The organism is Streptomyces sp. A1277 (genome assembly GCF_004795015.1).
Lineage (GTDB): Bacteria > Actinomycetota > Actinomycetes > Streptomycetales > Streptomycetaceae > Streptomyces.
Genome location: NZ_SSBI01000001.1, coordinates 66,414 through 86,712, shown reverse-complemented (window position 1 = coordinate 86,712; position 20,299 = coordinate 66,414). Strand labels below are relative to the sequence as shown.

At 66.0% G+C, this 20,299-nt stretch carries 16 protein-coding genes and 1 pseudogene; 15 read left to right on the top strand and 2 right to left on the bottom strand.

Features of this window, described 5'->3' with window-relative positions; all coding sequences use genetic code 11:
* The first annotated feature begins 382 nt into the window (after positions 1-382).
* The 8 genes and pseudogenes from E6R18_RS00405 (at position 383) to E6R18_RS00370 (ending at position 10,982) form a co-directional block, all read left to right on the top strand.
* Positions 383-1,615 carry a hypothetical protein gene (locus E6R18_RS00405; protein WP_136314801.1) on the top strand — a complete coding sequence of 411 codons (1,233 nt, stop codon included), beginning with the start codon at positions 383-385 and terminating at the stop codon, positions 1,613-1,615.
* Between the two features lie 161 nt (positions 1,616-1,776).
* Positions 1,777-3,046, top strand: a pseudogene (locus E6R18_RS00400) (UDP-glucose/GDP-mannose dehydrogenase family protein).
* Between the two features lie 26 nt (positions 3,047-3,072).
* Complete coding sequence (locus E6R18_RS00395) at positions 3,073-3,402, top strand: MazG-like family protein (protein ID WP_136314800.1); 330 nt, start codon at positions 3,073-3,075, stop codon at positions 3,400-3,402.
* Between the two features lie 261 nt (positions 3,403-3,663).
* Positions 3,664-5,592: an AAA family ATPase gene (locus E6R18_RS00390; protein WP_136314799.1), complete on the top strand. Its 1,929-nt coding sequence runs from the start codon at positions 3,664-3,666 to the stop codon at positions 5,590-5,592.
* A gap of 108 nt (positions 5,593-5,700) precedes the next feature.
* Entirely contained in the window at positions 5,701-7,203 is a 1,503-nt protein-coding gene (locus E6R18_RS00385; RefSeq protein ID WP_168712247.1) for a serine/threonine-protein kinase, read from the top strand.
* 476 nt (positions 7,204-7,679) lie between these two features.
* Positions 7,680-8,849 carry a DUF262 domain-containing protein gene (locus E6R18_RS00380; protein ID WP_240799534.1) on the top strand — a complete coding sequence of 390 codons (1,170 nt, stop codon included), beginning with the start codon at positions 7,680-7,682 and terminating at the stop codon, positions 8,847-8,849.
* A complete protein-coding gene (locus E6R18_RS00375; protein WP_136314797.1) occupies positions 8,846-9,967 on the top strand; it encodes a DUF3696 domain-containing protein in 1,122 nt (373 codons plus the stop codon). The genes E6R18_RS00380 and E6R18_RS00375 overlap by 4 nt, the downstream gene beginning before the upstream one ends.
* A complete protein-coding gene (locus E6R18_RS00370; protein WP_240799533.1) occupies positions 9,948-10,982 on the top strand; it encodes a hypothetical protein in 1,035 nt (344 codons plus the stop codon). The genes E6R18_RS00375 and E6R18_RS00370 overlap by 20 nt, the downstream gene beginning before the upstream one ends.
* 462 nt (positions 10,983-11,444) lie before the next feature.
* Here the strand turns inward: E6R18_RS00370 and E6R18_RS00365 are convergent, their stop codons facing one another.
* Positions 11,445-12,140: a hypothetical protein gene (locus tag E6R18_RS00365; protein WP_240799532.1), complete on the bottom strand. Its 696-nt coding sequence runs from the start codon at positions 12,138-12,140 to the stop codon at positions 11,445-11,447.
* A gap of 77 nt (positions 12,141-12,217) precedes the next feature.
* The gene (locus tag E6R18_RS00360) at positions 12,218-12,493 is read right to left on the bottom strand and encodes a hypothetical protein (RefSeq protein WP_136314796.1); all 276 of its coding nucleotides are present in this window, start codon (positions 12,491-12,493) and stop codon (positions 12,218-12,220) included.
* A gap of 513 nt (positions 12,494-13,006) precedes the next feature.
* On the opposite strand from E6R18_RS00360, the gene E6R18_RS00355 reads away from it, so the two are divergent.
* From E6R18_RS00355 to E6R18_RS00330, 7 genes are all read left to right on the top strand, one after another.
* Positions 13,007-13,201 carry a type II toxin-antitoxin system Phd/YefM family antitoxin gene (locus tag E6R18_RS00355; protein ID WP_024490776.1) on the top strand — a complete coding sequence of 65 codons (195 nt, stop codon included), beginning with the start codon at positions 13,007-13,009 and terminating at the stop codon, positions 13,199-13,201.
* Between the two features lie 28 nt (positions 13,202-13,229).
* Positions 13,230-13,595 carry a hypothetical protein gene (locus E6R18_RS00350; protein ID WP_030595201.1) on the top strand — a complete coding sequence of 122 codons (366 nt, stop codon included), beginning with the start codon at positions 13,230-13,232 and terminating at the stop codon, positions 13,593-13,595.
* A complete protein-coding gene (locus E6R18_RS34555; RefSeq protein ID WP_240799531.1) occupies positions 13,592-13,774 on the top strand; it encodes a hypothetical protein in 183 nt (60 codons plus the stop codon). Before E6R18_RS00350 ends, E6R18_RS34555 begins: the two co-directional genes overlap by 4 nt.
* Positions 13,771-13,914 (top strand): hypothetical protein, encoded by a 144-nt coding sequence (locus E6R18_RS34550; protein ID WP_240799530.1) that lies wholly within the window; start codon positions 13,771-13,773, stop codon positions 13,912-13,914. The genes E6R18_RS34555 and E6R18_RS34550 overlap by 4 nt, the downstream gene beginning before the upstream one ends.
* 502 nt (positions 13,915-14,416) lie before the next feature.
* Positions 14,417-14,866: a hypothetical protein gene (locus E6R18_RS34545; RefSeq protein ID WP_136314795.1), complete on the top strand. Its 450-nt coding sequence runs from the start codon at positions 14,417-14,419 to the stop codon at positions 14,864-14,866.
* Complete coding sequence (locus tag E6R18_RS00335) at positions 14,863-15,510, top strand: hypothetical protein (protein ID WP_136314794.1); 648 nt, start codon at positions 14,863-14,865, stop codon at positions 15,508-15,510. Before E6R18_RS34545 ends, E6R18_RS00335 begins: the two co-directional genes overlap by 4 nt.
* A gap of 3 nt (positions 15,511-15,513) precedes the next feature.
* Positions 15,514-20,253 carry a putative T7SS-secreted protein gene (locus E6R18_RS00330; RefSeq protein WP_136314793.1) on the top strand — a complete coding sequence of 1,580 codons (4,740 nt, stop codon included), beginning with the start codon at positions 15,514-15,516 and terminating at the stop codon, positions 20,251-20,253.
* Positions 20,254-20,299: the final 46 nt, after the last annotated feature.

Genomic DNA, 20,299 nt, shown 5'->3' with positions numbered 1-20,299 from the left:
GGCGCCGCCATGCCCGAATCGCCGCATCCAGAACCGCACGGGCCGATCACGGAGGTCGAATCGCGCTCACGTTCCTGGCCGTCACCGGCCTGGTCGGCCCGGCCTGGGCACTGCGTGAGCACGCTGGCCCGCTCCTTGAAGGAGCGGGCCAGCGGCCCACCGCCGTCGCACCGGACGCCAGCCTGCCCGCCGACCGCTGAGGCCGCTCGCGGCACCGCCGCCGTCTGCCCGCGCTCGACCGCCGGAGCGTCCCACGCTGCTCTCTCGTCGAGCGGCGCTGAAGAACCGCCCCGCTCAGCGCGGCTTCGGCTGCCCGGAGCGGGACGACCGGCACCTCGTCAGCCATCTGGAACATCCACGCGTGATTCCCCAGGGAGGGATCATGGACATCCCGTACATCGTCATCGACCAGCTCGTCCCCGACCAGCAGCAGGTCTGGAAGACGTACTTCGGCGATGCCGACCGCCCCCGCTACATCGAGGAAGGCATCTGGCGCCGCACCCAGGAGAAGGCCACCGCCGGTCAGTCCGGCTGGGCGGCCTCCGACGACGCACGGCGGCGGATCATTCACTACCGCTACCGGTACGGACTGGTGCCCACCACGGCTGCGCCGGCCATCGGCTTGACCGACCTGTACCTCTATCACTCCGCGTCCGCTCCGGCCGACGAGGTCGCCGCGCACCACGACGCCCTGTGGGATTCGCTCGCCGCAGGCGGCTGGAAGGAGGCTCCCGGTGGATTCTTATGGACCCGCCGGGATCTGAAGTGCCGGATCACCGAGCACGACGTCCACCCTCAGGACGCCGCTGCGGGCCGCACCCTCCCAGCCGGCTACCGGAGCCTGGACGTGCAGATCGCCTCTGTGTCCTACGCGCCGCCGCCCGCTGTCCGGCAACTGCCGTGGAACGTGCTCTCCACCGGAATCAGGTTCAAAGACCGGCCCGGCACGCCGACCCACGTGCCGGATCTGTCCGTCCTCGCGAACCTGCGACCGTTCCAGGTGGAGATCGGATGCGGTACGTCGGTCGAGGCGGGCATCCCGCCCCTGCACCGGCTCCACGAGATCTACCGGGTCACCGACCGCCAGGGCCACGAGCCGCGGGAGCACCGCTTCACCCTCTCCCCGACAGCGGACACGCTCCTCCACGAGGTGCTAACGGAGCCGGAGGAGAAGACTGCGGAATTCGTGGAGATGTTCCGTGCCTGCTTCCTGGCCGAGCCGACCCCGGCCATGTGGGCGCTGAAGGAACTGAAGGACGCCGGGCACCTCGTCGGTCCGGTCATCACCAACAACTTCGACGTGCTCGCCGCCCGGGCCGGGCTCGACGAGTGCTTCATGCGCCGCTACGACCAGGCCGTACCCGACATCGAGTGGGTCGACGGCGCCAAGGCACTCCTCGTCGTCGGCCTGCACGCCGACCGACGCAAGGTTCAGGCTCGTGCCCGTGCTCGCGGCATGCAGATCGTCTACCTGGACCCGGAGGGCTTCTGGCACGACGGCCAGTTCATGCCGTACCCGCTGGAGGGGCCTCAGGACGGTGACCTGGTGTGCCGGGCAACCGCCGCTGAGGCGCTGCCCGCACTCGTCAATCTCCTGAAGCAGCAAGCTGGTTGATCTACCTGCACGAAGAGGGCCGCGCCGGGTGGTGACGCTAGCGTGACGCACCCGGTCGGCCCGGACTCACCGGGCGGGCGAGAGGCAAGGAAAGGAGCGTCGACCCCACGCGCATATCCGTCATCGGCTGCGGTCACCTGGGCATCCCCCACGCCGCTGCCATGGCCGAGATCGGCCACGAGGTCATCGGCGTGGACCTGGACCAGGCGAAGATCGACCGTCTCAACGTCGGCGAGTGCCCCATCTACGAGGAGGGCCTGCCGGAACTCCTGGCCACCCACACCGCCACTGGACGTCTGAGGCTTACCACCAGCCTCGAAGAGGCGGCCGAGTTCGCGGACGTCCACTTCCTCGCCGTGGGCACGCCGATCGACGCGGACGGACGGAGCTACGACACCGGCCAGGTCTTCGGCGCCGCCCGCGCCCTCGCCCCGCACCTCACCCGCCCGACCGTGATCATCGGCAAGTCCACGGTCACCGTCGGCACCTCCCGCGACCTCGGCGTACTTCTCGCGCGCCTCTCCCCGGCCGGTGAGGACGTGGAGGTCGTCTGGAACCCGGAGTTCCTCCGCGAGGGCCACGCCATCGAGGACACCCTGCGACCCGACCGAATCGTCGTAGGCGTCCCTTCGGCCCGCGCAGAGGACGCCGTACGCCAGGTCTACGCACCTCTCCTGGCGAACGGGATCCCACTGTTCGCCACCGACCCCGCCACCGCCGAACTCATCAAGGGCGCCGCCAACGCCTACCTCGGCATGAAGATCTCGTTCATCAACGGTGTCACCGACATGTGTACCGCCGCCGGAGCCGACGTCCAGCAGCTCACCGAGGCCATCGGCCTCGACCCCCGTATCGGCCGCGGCGGCCTCAACGCCGGCCCCGGCTACGGAGGCGGCTGCCTCCCGAAGGACGTCCGCGCCTTCACCGCCTCCGCCCGCACCCTCGGCGCCGCCGAGGCAGCGACCCTCCTGCGGGCGGCGGAGAAGGTCAACGAATCCCGACCCACCGCCGCGCTGAGGCTCATCGAGCAGACGCTCGGCCGACCCGTCGACGGCGTACGGATCACCGTCTGGGGCGCTTCCTTCAAGGCCGGTACCGACGACGTCCGCGAATCCCCCGCCCTGGCGATCGCCGCGCTCATGCACCACCGCGGCGCGACAGTCACCGTCCACGACCCGCACGCCGTGCCCACGGCACTGCGCCGGCACCCGGAGCTCGACTACGCCGAAGCCCTCGACAACTCCGTCCAGGGCGCCCAACTAATCGTCCTGGCTACCGAGTGGCCCCACTTCCGAGAGGCCGACCCCAAGGCTCTCGCCCCACTGGTCGCGGCCCCAGTCCTCGTCGACCTCCGCAACCTCATCGGGCGCCGACGCCTGGCGCATGGCCGGATGGACCGTACGCCAGCTCGGACGCCCCGCACAGGAATAACCGAACCCATCGATCGGAGGTCCGACGTGGACACCCTGTGGGACAACATCGAGAAGCTCTCCGTCATCTACCGAGCGGCCGGCTCCCATCTGCCTGACGAGGAACTCAAGGCCCTCCAGGTCGGCAAAGTTGCCGAGGAGGCTGGCGAGGCCATGCACGCCCTCCACGGCCTGAAGGGTCTCACGACCTGCGGTGACGACCATGCTTGGTCCGAGGTTCAGAACGACCTCGTCGGCGCCGTCATCGCGGCCCTCCTGGCGATGCACTACATCGACCCCACGGGCGCCCGCGCTGCCTTCGATGAGATCCTCCACCGCAGGACGCGCAGGGGGCGCGAGGCCGCTGTAGCGACCTGACGCCCTCCGAACACACCTCGTGGCCGCGGTGCGACAAACCGCTGCGGAGATGTCGGTGGGGGTCGCTACCCTGTGAATTAGCTCAAAGAGGACCCCGGTGGCGTCGAGGTCGACGGGCACCGGGGTCTCTTCCTTACTGGCATTTGGAACCTACCTCGAACACAACATCGAAGGCACTCAGTGCCGGGGTGTTGTGATCATTGCCTCGCCGATCACGGCACGCCGGGCCTCCTCGCCGAACACGAGGAAGGACCTCAGAACGTGCACCTGATAAAGGCCCGTGTGACCGACTACCGGTCCGTCGAGGACTCCGAGATCTTCGACATCGAAGACGACGTCACCTGTCTGGTCGGCAAGAACGAGTCGGGCAAGACCACCCTTCTGCAGGCCCTCTACCGGCTCAAGCCGGTAGAGGGCGTGAAGTTCGACGAGGTGATCGACTTCCCGGCCCGCAAGACCCGGGAACGCAAGCGGCTCCCCGACGGGCAGCAGATTCCCGTGGTCCGCGCGACCTTCCGCTTCGACGAGGCAGAGATGAAGCAGATCGAGGAGGAACTGGGGCCGAAGGCCCTGCGCAGCCCGGAGTTTCAGGTCACCATCGGCTACCGCGACGCCACCCAGCGGTTCACGATCCCCTACAACGAAGCGGTCATCGTCGACCACCTGCGTTCGGCTCTCGACCTGCCCGCCGGCGCGGCCAAGGCGCTCAGCGGCGCAAAGACGGTCAAGGACCTCCTCGACGCCCTGGACGAACTGGATGAGAGCCCCTCGGACGCCAGCGCCCTGGCCGAGCGCATCCGCGAATGGCGTGACAGCGACCTGGGACTGCACATGATCGACGCCTACGCGAGTCCGTGGATGCCGAAGTTCGTCTACTTCGACGACTACGACTCGATGCCCGGCAAGGTCTCCCTCCCGGATCTGATCCGCCGCAGCGATGCTGGCGACATCACGCGAGGGGAGCGGGCCCTGCTGAGCCTCCTCGAAATGGCCGGAGTCTCGCCGGAGGAGTTCAACGACTCAGACCAGCACGAACGCCTCATCCGCGAGCTTGAGAACTCAGGCAACGTCATCTCTGACGAGGTTTTCGAGTACTGGTCTCAGAACACGGAGCTGGAAGTCCAGCTGAAGACCCTCGCGCCGGAAGCAGGCGCCGTGGCTCCCTTCGACCAGGGTCCGATTCTGCAGGTCCGGGTCTTCAATCGCCGCCACCGCGCATCGGTCCCCTTCGATGAGCGGTCCCGCGGCTTCGTCTGGTTCTTCTCCTTCCTCGCCTACTTCAACGAGCTGGAGGCAGCCGGAAGTACCGATCTGATCCTTCTGCTCGACGAACCCGGCCTCTCCCTCCACGGACGCGCCCAGGAGGACTTCCTTCGTCTGGTCGACGACCGGCTGGCGCCGAAGCACCAGGTCCTTTACACGACGCACTCGCCCTTCATGGTCGATCCCGACCACCTCAACCGCGTCCGGACCGTGATCGACGTGGAGCGTGGCGGCGCCAAAGTCTCCTCGGAAATCTTCAAGGCGGACGAGGACACCGCCTTCCCCCTGCTGGCCGCGATGGGCATCGAGATGACCCAGACGCTGTTCGTGGGAGAGCACATCCTGCTCCTCGAAGGCCCCAGCGACCTGATCTACCTGGAAGTTCTCACGGACGTTGCCGAGGCGAACGGCTCCAGCGGCCTAGATCCACGCTGGGTGAACACCCCCATCGGCGGCTCTGGCAAGTTGTCCACCTTCGTGACCCTCCTCGGCGCGAACAAGCTGAACGTCGCCGTTCTCATCGACTCCAGCACCAAGGATGTAGGCGCTGTCCAGCGGCTACGCGACAACGACCAACTCTCCAAGAACGGCCTCGTCGAAATCAGCGAGTTCACCGGCACCGGCGACGCGGACATCGAGGACCTGTTCGACCGAGACTTCTACCTCGGCCTCGTCAACCGCGCCTACGCCTCGCAGCTGACCACTCCGATCACCCTCTCGGAACTGAATGCGAAGGACCCCCGCGTCATCCGGCAGATCGAGGCCGTGTTCAAGAAGCGGAAGATCGCCGCACGGTTCAACCACTACAAGCCCGCAGCCGTACTACTCCGCGAACAGGCCGAGCTCGGCTCGGACATCGACTCCGCCACGATTGCCCGGGCCGACCAGCTGTTCACCCGGCTGAACTCCCTTCTCCCCAGGCGTTGAACGGGCCGAACCGCACCCCAGGGGGCAGTTATAGTTGACCTCTCCTCAACGAATAGGGACGGTCGGATGCGCTTGGGTGGGGTCGCCGAGGTTGCAGCAGTTCTCGGGGTGAGTACACAGAGGCTGGCCCTTCTGCGGCAGCGGGGAAGCTTCCCCGCTGCCGCAGCCGAGATCGCGCAGGGCCCCATCTGGGACCTGGACGTCATCGAAACATGGGCCTCCTCCGGTTCGCGACGCAGCCGACCAGGGCGCCCGTCTGCCGCTGAGGCCCGCCGGCTGATTGGCGATCGCTTCGAGGTCGAGGAACCCCCGATCGGTTGGGGCGGATTCGCGGACGTATATCGCGCGTTGGACCGGCGGACCGACCAGACCGTCGCCGTCAAGATTCAGCGTGATGTCCACGACCTTGGCGGTGACGCCGTTCGCCGCTTTCAGCGTGAGCTGCGGATCCTGAGTAATCTGTCTCATCCCAACGTGATCCCCGTTATCGCACACGGGAACATGTCTGAGCAGAACGACATCTGGTACGCCATGCCCCTCGCCCAGGGCAGTCTCCAGAACTACATCGCAGAGTTCGTAGGCGATGAGATGCAGATCGCCGAGGTGATGAGCCAGATCTGCGCCGGCCTCACCTATGTGCACGATGCGGGCATCCTTCACCGCGACCTCAAACCGGGCAATGTCCTCTGGACAGCTGAGGGCCAGTGGGCGATCAGCGATTTCGGACTCGCCCGTGAGCAGGAAGGCGTGACGACTACGCTCACATTGACGGGAGAGGGCTTTGGCACCCCGCTGTACTGGGCACCCGAGCAGCGGAACGCAGCCAAGACCGTCGACGCTCGCGCTGACGTCTTCTCACTGGGCAAGATCATGCATCACCTGCTCGCTGGGCAGCCCCCCTTTGAATATGACGACATCCCGGAAAGCCCCCTTCGGCCAGTGATCCAACGCGCGACGGCAAAGTACGCGCAGCGATACGAGTCCCCTTACGCGCTCTTGGAAGCGATCCACGCCGCTCTTTCGACGAGTCCGGAGTGGCAGACAGCAGAGACAATCGCCAAACTCCTGGCCCCCCGTCTCGCGTCGGACTTCCCCGACCTATCCGCGATCGACGAGTTTCTGAGCTGGGCACAGCAGGTCCACGCTGAAGACCAAGGGGAAGTGGCTTCGGTCCTGGTCGATACACCTTCCGAGACCATGTCCGTGGCCTGGGAGCGCAACAGCGTCGGCTTCACGACCATCTACGAGAACTTCTGCGGCTACATCGAGGAGACGAGTTTCGGCTTCGGCTACTGCGACGTGCTGGCCAATACCTGCCACCGGGCCGTCGCTGCAACCTCAGACTTGCAGATCCTTAGGCACACCGTCCGGGCGCTCCCGAGCCTGGGATGGCACCACAGTCGCTGGCATGTCCGCGACGTCCTCACGGGCCTCCTGCAGGGCATTGCATCCCCGGACCGCGCATTGGTGGCATTGGAAGCATTGCAGGATGCCGCATCACAGGCAGGCCCGGTTGAGTGGTCGTTCGAAGAGTTCACGATCCGATCGCTGCACCCCGTTTTGCGGACCGGCGTCCGCAAAATCATTGAGTCAAACCAGGCCGGGGGTTGACGTCTCCGCCCTATCCACGGAGCGCGAGGCTGCAGCAGGGACATAATCCTGGGTGAAGCCCGCCGGGGAACGGCTCCCACGAGCTTGAGGCTCGGCATGAAGAGTTGCACGAGGCCATCAATCCATTCACGACCTTCTGCTGTCACTCAAGAGCGCAGCGGCCTGTCCGGATGAAGCGCATCCAAGTCAAAGCAAGTTTCGATGAGGCAGCGTGGATGCTCGGCTACGTCGAGAAGGACTAGGCGCACTGGCCCGGGAGGTCGGGGACGCGGCGGTACCCGGTCATCTCGGCGGCCATGGTCGAGCATTTGGCGGTGCGGGAGGCGACGTCCGGATAGGACACGGTATCCAGATCGCATCACCTGACGGACGTTCTCGGTTCGCCGTAGCCAGAGCAACGCCCCTACCGAGGAAGGGTGGACACGATCGATGCAACGCCCCCACTGACTGGACCAGCCGCCCCTAGGATGGCCCGCATGGCTATGGACGACACGCAGATGACTCCGGACGTAGTGGAGGACGTGTTCGACGGACACGCCACAGGCATCGAGGTTGAGGACCCCGGCGGCGACACCACCCGGATCCAACGGCCGTGGAACCCAGACCAGATCCGGGTGAACACCAGCCAGTTCTCCCTGCGTAACATCCTCGACCAAATCGACGAGGGCTCCATCGAGCTCGCTCCGGACTTCCAGCGGTTGCAGGTCTGGCGGACCGACCAGAAGTCCCTGCTGGTCGAGTCACTTCTTTTGCAGATTCCGTTGCCCGCGTTCTACTTCGCTGAGGACGCGGACGGATCGTTCCGGGTCGTCGACGGACTTCAGCGGCTTTCCACACTGCACGCCTTCGTCCGGGGCGGGGACAAGGGGTTCGCTCTCGGGAAACTGGAGCACCTGGACGATCTGAAGAACCTGCGCTTCAGCGACCTCCCCGTGCCGTTCCAACGGCGGATCAATAACACCCAGCTGATCGTCAACGTGATCGACCCAACGACGCCGCGCGGGGTGACGTACGAGATCTTCAAGCGGATCAACACGGGCGGGACCCCGCTCAACGCCCAGGAGATCCGGCACTGCATGAGTAGCCCGCGTAGCCGGGACATCCTGCACCGGATGACCCATACGGATGCCTTCGCTCAGGCCACCGGGGGCCGCCTCACCGACCACATCCGAATGAACGACAGGGAGATGGCTCTGCGGTTCGCCGCGTTCTGGCTGAAGGGGATCGATGCCTACCAGGAGCGGCCCATGATGGAGCTGTTCCTGATGGACGCCACCGAGCTGCTGGACGATCCGAAGCAGGTCGCGGACGAGAAGGTAACCGCCTTGGAGGCCGCCTTCGAGCGGGCGATGACCCACGCGCACCTCGTGTTCGGCGAGCACGCCTTCCGAAAGTGGCCGATGGTCGACGACTACCGCCGCCCGATCAACCGTGCAATGTTCGAGAGTTGGTCCATGGCTCTGGCTGACCCCGAACACACGGCTGCCGACCTGCGTGCGCGTCGTACCTACATCGTGAAGGCCGCCCGCGAGCGGATGACCACAGACGTCCAGTATCTCAATGCCATCACCTCCTCCACCGCCGACCGGTTCCGGGTTGCTTATCGCTTCAAGGCCGCCGTTTCAGACGCGGCAGCCGTCCGGTGATCACTTCGCTGGAGATCCAAGGCTTCAAGCGGTTCGAGTCGGAGTCGTTCGACCTACGTCCGCTTACCGTCCTCACCGGAGTCAACGGCGGCGGCAAGAGCACCGTGATCCAGTCCCTGCTCCTGGCGAGACTGGCAGGTATGCCGGGCGGCGCGGGGAGCGGCACGGTCCGGCTGAACGGCCCGCTCGGGCTGGCTCTGGGCGAGGCCAGGGACGTGCTGAACTGGACGACCGACGCACGGAAGATCACCGTACGGCTGGCCGGCTCATCCGGTGAGTCATGGGTGTACGGCTTCGGGTTGCCCGACGCCGAGCAGGCGCTGCACCTTGACGTGCAGCGGCTGCCAGTGGCCCACGTGCCCGGCATTGGGCCGCTGGTCGCGGATCCCGCATTCACCTACCTGTGCGCCGAACGTCTCGGCCCCCGCGACACACTGTCTGTCTCCGCCGAGGAACCCGACCGGATCGGCGTCGGGGTGCGTGGTGAGTTCACCGCACAGGTGCTGGCACTGCGCGAGTCACGCGCGGTCAGCACCCGAAAGGTGGTCCGGGGACCGTTGCGTCATCCGGAAGCCCCAGGCCCGCAACTGAGGGTCCAGGCCGAGGCGTGGGCCTCGGAGATCATCCGCTCGCTGCGTATCACCGCGCGCGTGGCCGTGGGAATCATGGCCACGACGATCCGATTCGGAGAGAAGGGCCTGAGCGGTGAGGAGATCCGCCCCACTAACACCGGTTTCGGCGTCTCCTACGCCCTGCCGGTCATCGTCGCGGGCCTGCTCACCGAGCCGGGCGACCTGCTAATCGTGGAGAACCCGGAGGCACATCTGCACCCGGCGGGACAGTCCAGGCTAGGCCGGTTCCTCGCGCAGGTCGCCGGTAGCGGGGTGCAGGTCTTGGTGGAAACGCACAGCGACCACGTTCTTAACGGTGTCCGGGTTGCCGTCGCGCATGACCGCTCGCTCCCGCCTGAGGACGTGATCACGCACTACTTCGACCACGACCGTACTCTGCCCATCAACATCAACGACAAGGGCGAGCTCAGCGACTGGCCAACCGGCTTCTTCGACCAAATCGAGACCGACCTCGGAAGGCTGGCCCGTGCCCGACGCAGCAGGTAGGAGTGGAAACGGGCAGGGCTTATTGGGCACTGCCGCCGCAGTCCCGGTAGACGACGATTACCGCGTCGTAGTCGCGGAGGAGTGCTTCGACTGGCGGGAGATGACGGACTCGGGCCTGTGGGAAGCCCTCGACACGCTCGCGGAAGTGCTTCAGCCGCTCGCTGACGGCCGCAAGGCCGCGTTCATGGAGCCTGCTTACGACGTCGAATGCCGACGGTCGGTCACGCTGATAGATGCCCTGTACTCGCCGGACGGCGGACTGCCCCGTGACAAGCGGGTCCTTCTGCAGCAACTACTAAGCAAATGCCGGCGCGTGGACCCAGACGAGGCGGATCTGCCCCAGCCGGTCCGCGTAGACGACGGCCCCTGCCGGGAGCCGTCCTGGGGCATAGCCCACGCCCTGGCCCGTGCAGCTGAGGGCCGGGCCATGTCCTGTCTCCTGCTGCCGTACGCCGCAGAACCCGACTGGCCGTCCGGATGGCTCACCATCACGCGGACGACGGAGGCTGGCCAGGGCGAGGTAAAGATGCACGTCTTACGACGCCCCGACGACGCCCCTGGCTTCTGGCGCGGCCTCCTCACCCACGAAAACGTCCCGGCCGAGCGCTTCTTCACCTTCATCGACGAAGCCTTCCCAAGGCTGCTCTTTGCCGACTCCCTGCGTCTGCACCATTTCAAGGGCACCTACCCCCAAGTCCTGCCCTGGCTGGTGAAGCTGCTTGGTGCGCTCGACGACCACTTCACCGGAACACTGATCGAATGCGGTGGCGACCAAACACAGATCATCCGCAGGTTCGGCGCGCTGGGCCTGGACATCTCACCCGACAGCCCGAACACGAAGAAGAACGCAAAGGCGTGGGAGCAGCGCAATGTCGTTTTCGACGACGGCACCTACCGCTGCGAGTGGCACGGGAAGCGGCTGTGGGACCGTGACAGGGTGCATTTCTCTCTGCCGATAGCCGCGTACGACAACCGGATCCTCGTCGGGATCTTCACAGGGCATCTGGCGACCTGAACCGACGGAGGGACTTTGCCGCTCGAGGGCATAGCACTTGTTCGCGGAGGCCATCGATGGCGAGGACTCGTACGTGGTCCCCCTCAACGACGAAAGGACCATCGACTGCTGGAGTGCAAATGCGGACTTCCACGAGGCTTGAGGGGCACTGCCGCTCCGGACACCGCGCAGAGGACGCGGGTCTTGCCTGCGCGCAGATGGTAGGCGAACCACTGGAACACGTCGGACTCGAAGACAAGCGCCGTGCCCCATCCATGCCCTTCAGAGCGGACAGCAGCGGTCACATACGGCTCCCAGAGACCGCACCGACCTCGCACCACCCGGCCAAACGTGCAGGTCAGAGCATCTGCAACAGTTCAAGAACCGCTGATTCCCAAGCTCAGGGCGCGAGTTCGATTCTCGTCACCCGCTCTTTAATGAAGGCCCAGGTCAGTGACCTGGGCCTTGTTTCTGTTCCGGCTGCTACGGCTCTGCGTCGAGGACTCGGGCGGCTTCGCGAGGGTCCATCAGGTTGGACCAGGCTTGTTCGGCGGGGAGCAGGTCCCGCTCCGGCAGGGCGTATTCGGGGTACCAGCCGTCGGCCTCGCAGCCGGGAACGTTGCGCAGAATCAATGTCGTGAGGTTCGGCGGGACCGAACCCGTGATCCGCACCGCGAGGTAGGTCTCGTGACCGTCGTCGGCGCGGACCTGAAGGCCGACGGTGAAGGTGTCGAAATCCACCGTGTGCTCCTGACCGTCCCGGAGGGTGGCACGGCTCAGAGTCAGAACCGTGGTCCGGAGCCGCCGGACGAAACGGACTCCAGCTTCGGCGCGATAGCGGACGTGGTCCTCGCGAGCGGGGAGCAAGTGAGCGGTGTACGTGGCGGACTTGAGCGCGTCGGTGTTGCCGGCGTTGTAGCGGGTTCGGACGGTCTTGCCGTCAGCTTCGAGAGCGGCGTAGAAGTCGTCGGTGGAGCCGTCCTCGCGGCGGCCGGCCGCCACCAGCCACGGAAGATCGGCGTCCACCCAGACCGCCCCGCGCCAGCGCTGGACCTTCACCTTGAACAACACTTGGTCATCGACAGCGCGGATGCGCTCATGCTTGGCATCGTCCGCCGCGAACTGCTCGGCGGCCTTCGCCAGGATCGGGTGCTCGATCTCGTCCAGGGGGTCGGTCACCGCCGGTAGGGGCAGACCGAGGTCATCGCGCAGGCATCGCAGGGTGGGCCTGGCGGGACGCATCGCAGTGTGAAGAGTCATTCGTCGATCCCGCCGACCGCATCGATCTCCTCCGCGGTCAGACCGGTCAGGAGCATGACGTCCGACTTCAAGGAGCCGTCCAGGACGCTGAGCGCTTCCACCATGCCCTCGCGCAAATCCTCACGCCTCTGGTCCAGGTATACCCGTACCGCCTCCGCGACCAGGTCCTTCTTCGTCAGTCCCAGGAAATGCGCGCCCTGGCTGATCAGCTTGTCCGTCGCCGGGTCCACCTTGAGCGGCGACTGACGGGGCGGCTTTGAAGCCGTGGTCATAAATCCCACCTCCGCATCCACGGTACCCTAGTACCTCATGATGGGGTCTTCTTGCTGGTAACCACATGAGACGCAGTCCGCCGACCGCCCGTATCGCCAGGGATGAAATCGCACGACGGCAAGCGCCTGATCCAGCGCGGTGATGCTTCCCCACTCACGGCACGGCAGCATCGATCACCCTCGTGCCCCGTCCGTGCCCTTCGGAGCGGACAGCAGCGGTCAAGTACGGTGGCCAGAGACCACACCAGCCTCGACCGCTCCAGCCAAACATGCAGGTCAGAGCCACTACAGTCGTTCAAGAACCGTTGATTCCCAAGCTCAGAGCGCGAGTTCGATTCTCGTCACCCGCTCCACATGAAAGCCTCAGGCCAGCGGCCGGGGGCTTCTTTTTGCCACAAGCCCGATCAGGCAATCCGCGCCCGCTCCGCATCCGACGCGCCCGTTGGCTCCCCCCAGCCGGCGCACCCCACGGGCACGCATGTCAACTATGATAGTTGCTATATGCTTCAGCATATGGAGACGAAGACGTACACGACCATCGACCTCCGCAAAGGGATGGGCGAGATCCTGGACCGGACCCGGATCGCCGGCGAGGCCGCCGCCATCACCCGCAAGGGGAAGACGGTCGCCTACCTGGTGCCGGCCGAGTGGTTCGAGCAGATGGCCCGCGGGCGCCAGCCACACGAGGACCGACACGAGGCGGCCTGACCCACCTCCACACCAAGGAGCACGAACCATGCCCGCCCACGCACTCCACTTCGATGGGTACGAGGGGGAACCCCTGCGGTTGCCGCCCATGCCCGAACACACGCCTCAAGCACTTCGGTTGGCGATTCAGGAACACACTCCGCACCTCCTCCCGGACTTTGAGGCGCACTGGAAGCGCGTCATCGGCGACGCCTTCAACATCACGCCCGTGCCCGCCTTCATGCGCCTGTGGTGGACGCAGTACGCCATCGCGCGGAATCCCGTCCTCGACTCGCACCTTCGCGATCTCGAAGCCCGTGCCGCCAAGTCCGAGGACCCCGAGGAGTCCATCCGGCTTCTGGAGGAGTACAGCCGCCTCAGGCACGAGGCCGCTGAGAGGAAGCCCGGAGAGTGATCGACGAACCACTCCGGCCGCCTTGGCAGATGGACTGGACGAAGCAGGCGCAGCACGACTTCCAGAACATGCCCGTCGAAGGCAGTGACCTGATCATGAGCGCCCGTGCGGAACTGATCACGGCCGAAGACCCGTACTCCGGGGGATCGACGCCGATGCCTCGCTCCCGCACTGGATGACCGTCCGGCCTCTGGCCTCTACAAGCCCCGGCGGCCCCCACATCGTGGACCTGGCCGGCGGACGCGGCTGGCTCATCTACACCTTCATGCGGCGCCACGCCGATCCCCAGATCGTCGTCACCGAAGCCTTCTGGGCCTGACATCTGCGCCACCGGAGCGTCTGCAGCACAGGTGGCTCCCGTCCCACTTTCCATCACCCGCTCCAGCACAGAGCCTCAGACTGATGGCCCGCCGCCCTCGTGCCCCATCCGTGCCCAGCAGAGCGGACAACAGTGGTCAGATACGGCTCCCAGAGAGCGGGAGCCACCCGCCTGACCAATCCGAAACCGCAGGTCAGAGCCCCTGTAACAACCTAGAAACCGTTGATTCCCGAGCTCAGAGCGCGAGTTCGATTCTCATCACCCGCTCTTTGAATCAAGGCCCTGGTCAATGACCGGGACCTTTCTTGTTTGCTCGATCCGAAGCCGGAGAGCATTTCAGCGACCGCCAGGGCGCTGGCGAACCTCCTCCGTAGCCGCTGCGCCCCCTGCCGCCCCGCACACCTCACCGATCGAAAGCAGCCACGGTCCTGGAACCGCCGATGGAGGCGGGTGTGGTGCTCTACGGTGTTTGGGACCGATAGCGAATGCGAACGGGGGTTCCATGGCTGGGGGGACAGCGCTGGCGGATCGTATAGCCGATCAGCGGGGCGGGATGGGTGATCCGCGGGCGCTGCTGGGGGAGTTCCGGCGGGCTTTGGTGCTGGTGCCGTTGGTCGGTGGTGGGTTGTGGACCGCGGAGTTCGGCGGGGTGTGCTGGGTGTGCGGGTTCACGGACGAGGCGGCGTTTGCGCGGTTCGCGCAGGAACGGGTCTCTGCTCATGACGCCGGGGCCGCTGGGCGCTCTTGGGAGTTCGCGGAACTGCGGGGAGCGCGGTTGCTGGACGAGGTTGTACCGGCGATGGGGGTGCCGGCGGGCGTCGCGGTGAACATCGCTGATCCCGAGGGGTCGATGTTCTTCCCGCCAATGGCGGGGATCGTCCCGGACGCGGTTGCCGTAGACGCTGAGAACACGGTGCCCCCACGGGGAAGCGACGGGGGGCATGAGCAATGAGCGGCGGTACGGGGGATCTGCACGTTGATCCGGCGAGCGTCCAGAAGATCACCGGTGGGCTGCGCGCGACGGTGGACGAGCTGGAGGAGATCGGTTCCGGCACCGGGGCGGCGCTGGGCAAGGGTGTGTCGGGCCTGTCGATGACCGGTATGGAGGCCGGCCATTACGGGTTGTCGGTGACCTTCGAGGACTTCTGTGAGCGGTGGGAGTGGGGGGTCAGGGCGTTGGTCCAGGACGCCAACGCCATCGCGGCGAAGCTGGGTCTGTCCGCAGGTGTGCTGTGGGAGGAGGAGCGGTACATCGAGGGCACGTTGAAGATCGTGGTCAACGCGGGTGTGGGCAATCCGAACGCGTCCGAGGACGACATCGTCAACCAGGGGTGGGGTGATGTGCTCACCCCGGACTACCTGAGCCCGGACTACAGCGTGGAGTCGTTCGAGCGGGCCGGCGACGAGGCGAAGCAGACCTGGAAGGACACCGGACGGGCGGTGATGACCGAGGGCACCGGGGGCCTGCACAGCGACGTGATGAACAACCTGCTCGGCCGCGACCAGGAGACCTTCGACCGGAACGTGGACGAAGTGTTCGGGCCCTCCCCGGAGGAGCGGGCCCGGCAACAGCAGCAGAGCAACGGGGGGAACTGATCCATGGGGCTCGGAGATCTTGTCAGCGACCTCACACCGGACGTCATCGAGGACGCCGTGGAGGACGGCACCAAGTGGGTCGGTGACCGGGTCGAGGACGCCGGGGACTGGACGGCCGACCGGCTGGAGGACGTGGGCTGGGACTCCGGCGCGGACTGGGTGCGTGAACAGTCGCGTTCGGTGGCGAACCGGATGGGCGCCGAGGTCGAGGAGATGGACCTCGGGCAGACCGAGGACAAGAAGAAGCTGGTCTATGGCAGCCCGTCCGAGATCCGCTCGACCGCCACGCACCTGAAGAACCTGCAGAGCTCGCTCGACAAGGTCGGTGGTGGGCTCAAGGGGCTGGATGCCTCCGAGCTCAAGGGGAAGACGGCGGACGCGTTCCGGGAATCGGTGTCCGTGGAGCCGCCCCAGTGGTTCCAGGCAGCCGACGCCTTCGAGAAGGCCGCGGGCGCGCTGGAGTCGTTCGCCGGCACAGTCGAATGGGCCCAAGGGCAGGCCCAGTTGGCGATCGACAAGTGGAAGGCGGGCACCAAAGCCTCCGAAGAGGCGATGGACGCCCACAAGGAAAAGTGCGACACCTTCAACAAGGCCGTCGACACGTACAACGCCCTGCCCGCCGACAAACGCGACCCGTCCACGCTTCCCCCCAGGCCCGGGGCGTTCACCGACCCGGGCAAGGCGCGCATGGAGGAGGCCCAGCAGCTCCTCGCGGAGGCGCGTACGCAGCGCAACACCGCGGCGGAGACCGCCCGTGCCGCGGTGGCCGCTGCCCGGGACGCCGCGCCGAAGAAGCCGAAGTACGCCGATCAGGTCGCCGACGGGCTCGCCGAGACGCAGATCATGAACACGCACTTCGTCGGCGGGGTCGCCAAGGGCACGGCCGGGCTCCTCAACTTCGTGCGCACCGTCAACCCGATGGACCCGTACAACGTCACGCACCCCGCCGAGTACGGTCTCGCGCTGAACAACACTGCCGCCGGTCTCGTCCAGGTCGCCAACGACCCCTGGGGCGCGGGCAAGCAGATGGTCACCGAGTTCATGAAGGATCCGGCCGAAGGGCTCGGCCGCCTCGTCCCCGACCTGGTCCTCACCGCCGCCACCGGCGGCGGCGGAGCCGCGGTCAAGGGAGCCCGCACCGCGAAGGAACTCGCCGACCTCGCACAGGACGCGAACAAGGCCCGCCGCCTGATCGACGACGCCCCCGAAGGCACCCACAACCGTACCGACCTGGAACGCACCACCAAGGGCACCGACCCGGTCGACCTCGCCTCCGGCCGCATGTTCCTGCCCCAGACCGACATCGTCCTGCCCGGCGTCCTGCCGCTCGCCTTCACCCGCCGCGTCGAATCCGGCTACACCGCGGGCCGCTTCTTCGGCCCCTCCTGGTCCTCCACCGTCGACGAGCACCTGGAGATCGACGCCAACGGCGTCATCCACGTCACCGACGACGGCCGCCTGATCACCTACCCCCACCCCGCACCCGGACTGGCCACCCGGCCAGAAACCGGCACCTCACGCAGCATCCTGGAACGCGACGCATCCGGCGACTACCGGCTCACCGACCCCGACACCGGCATCACCCGCCACTTCGACGCCCCACCCGGAACGGACCCAGGCGAAGACGGCGCCGCCTGGCTCGGCGAGATCAGCGACCGCAACAACAACACCATCACCTTCGACCGCACCGACGACGGCATACCCCTCGCAGTGATCCACTCTGCCGGCTACCACCTCGCTCTGACCACGGTCGGGGCGCGAGTTACCGGAATGTCCCTGCTGGACAAGGCCGGGGCAGCGTTCCCGGTTAGGTCGTACGGCTACACGGACGGCAACCTCACGACCATCACCAAGCCCTCTGGCGCCACCCTCACCTTCGAGTACGACGATCGCAGACGGCTCACCGTCTGGATCGACTCCAACAACCGCCGCTACGACTACACCTACGATGACCGCGACCGCGTTATCACCGAGGGCGGCGAGCACGGACATCTCCAGGTTGCCATCGACTACAGCGAACCTGAGCCGGCCACCGGCCACCGCTTCACCACGCTAGCCAACGCTCAAGGGCACGCCACCCGCTACCGAATCGACGGCCGTTGCCGCATCGTGTCCTCCACAGACCCGCTCGGGCACACCACACGCTTCACGTACGACAAACACGGCAACCTCACCTCCTGCACCGACCCGCTCGGCCGCACCACCGCCTTCGTCCATGACCACAGCGGACGACTCACCACCGTGGTCCGCCCCGACGGCAGCAAACTCCGCAGCGAGCGAGATGCGGCAGGTCATCGGTCCACTTACACCCTCGCGGACGGCACGCGCTGGCAACAGGAGTTCGACGAACGCGGCAACCGCGTCGCACTCACTGGCCCATCCGGTCACACCATGCGCTACTCGTACGATGACCACGGCCGTTACGTCTCCGTCACGAACGCGCTGGGAGCCATAACCGAAGTCGAGTGTGATGCTGCGGGCTCACCCCTCCGTATAACCGATCCGCTCGGGGCCCCCACATGCTTCCAGTTGGATGCATTCGGCCGGCCCGTACGGATAGAAGAGCCGCTGGGAGCCGTCACGAAGTTCGAGTGGACGGCCGACGGTGAACTGGCACGCCGGACGGGCCCCGGCGGTGTGGTGGAGAGCTGGAGCTATGACGGCGAAGGCAACCGCCTCACCCACACTGACCCCATCGGCGGTACAAGCTATTTCGAGTACACCCACTTCGACTTGCTTTCCGCCCGTACAGGTCCGGACGGCGCCCGCCACGAGTTCGTCCACAACACCGACCTGCAGCTGACTGAGGTCGTCAATCCACAGGGGCTGACCTGGTCATACGCCTACGATCCGGCTGGCCGGCTCATAGCTGAGAAGGATTTCGACGGTCGTATCGTTTCGTACGACGTCGACCCTGCCGGGCAGGTGTGCAGCCGGACGAACCTGCTGGGTGGCAGAGTCGACTACGAGCACGATCAGCTGGGCCACGTGATTCGCAAGAATGTTGCGGGAGAGATCACGACGTACGCCTACGATAGGGCCGGGCGCCTCACCCGGGCGACCGCTCCGGACAGCGAGCTGATCTACCAGTACGACCGAGCGGGCCGAGTCAAGACCGAGATGGTCGACGGCCGGATCATGGCGTACGCCTACGACGCCCTGGGGCGTCGTAGCCGCCGCATCACTCCCACGGGGCAGGTGACGTCCTACGGATATGACGATGCAAACCGCCTCATCCATCTCACCACGGGCAGTCAGCGGATCGCCTTCGACTACGACGCGAACGGCCGGGAACAGAAGCGTGCCTACGGTGAGATGCTGACACTCACACCGAGCTTCGACGAAGCGGGGCGCCTGTGTGCTGAGCACTTCAGCAACGCTGCTCGCACTCTCATCAACCGTACTTACAACTATCGACCTGACGGGCATCTCCTATGCCTCGAAGACACCACACGTGGCGCGCGAGCGTTCGAGCTGGACGCCGCAGGCCAGGTGACCGCCGTCACAGCGGCGGACTGGAAAGAGGCGTACGCGTACGACTCGGCCGGCAACCAGACGGCAGCTTCCTGGCCAGCTTCCCCCGATGGGGCAGCCATCGGCCCTCGCGTCTACGAGGGCACCACCATCGCACGCGCGGGAAACACCCGATACGAGCACGACACGCTCGGCCGCATCACCCTGCGGCAAAGGACCAGGCTGTCCCGCAAACCCGACACCTGGCGGTATACCTGGGACACCGAGGACCGCCTCACAGAGGTGATCACTCCGGACGGCACCCTCTGGCGTTACGCATACGACGCGTTGGGGCGACGCACCCGCAAGCAACGGCTGGGCGCTGACAGGCGAACCGTGCTCGAGGAGACCAGGTTCACCTGGGATGGCTCAACTCTCTGTGAACAGACCACCACCTCGGCGGACCTTCCCAACACAGTCGCGCTCACATGGGACCACCACGGGGTGCGGCCGCTGGCCCAGAGCGAGCGCATCCTGGCCGGAGACACCGCACAGTCGATCATCGACCAGCGATACTTCGCCATAGTCACTGATCTCGTAGGTTCTCCGACCGAACTTGTCGACGAGTCCGGCGAACTCGCCTGGCGCACGAGGACATCCCTGTGGGGAGCAACCGCCTGGGCCAGGAACAGCACAACTCACACTCCACTGCGCTTCCCCGGCCAGTACCACGATCCAGAAACGGGTCTGCACTACAACGTCCATCGCCACTACGACCCGGAAACCGCCCGATACCTCACACCGGACCCACTCGGGCTCCAGCCCTCACCGAACGCGGTCGCCTACGTCCCCAACCCTCACCAGTGGTGCGACCCTCTCGGTCTCGCCCCCTACGAACCGCTTCGCGAGGGCTACACCTCCTCCCCGGGCTTCAAGAAGGACCCTTACCACCCTGACGTCGTCGAGAGCCGAATCGAGGCGAATCGCGAGCTCTACGGTGTCAAGGACCCCGATGCCAAGGGGATGATCGGGGCCAACGGCACACAAATCACCAGCAAGACCTTGTGGAACCATGGGCCGTACCGGATCGACGTGGAGAACCCAGACCCTGGCGGGCGAGCGGGGCAGCTCCACTTCCAGGATCAGAGCAACAAGGGCGCGAAGTACCAGTACGACTTCGAAACAGGAAAGTTCGAAGGGCTTCCACGCAGCATCGAGAAGGCTGTCGGAAGCAGTCCGGGCTTCATCGCAGGGATTAGAAAGGGGCTCGCCGCACTCGGCGAGGGATAGGTATGCGAAGCAATCCTCGGATGCGGGAAATCCTACGGACGACAGA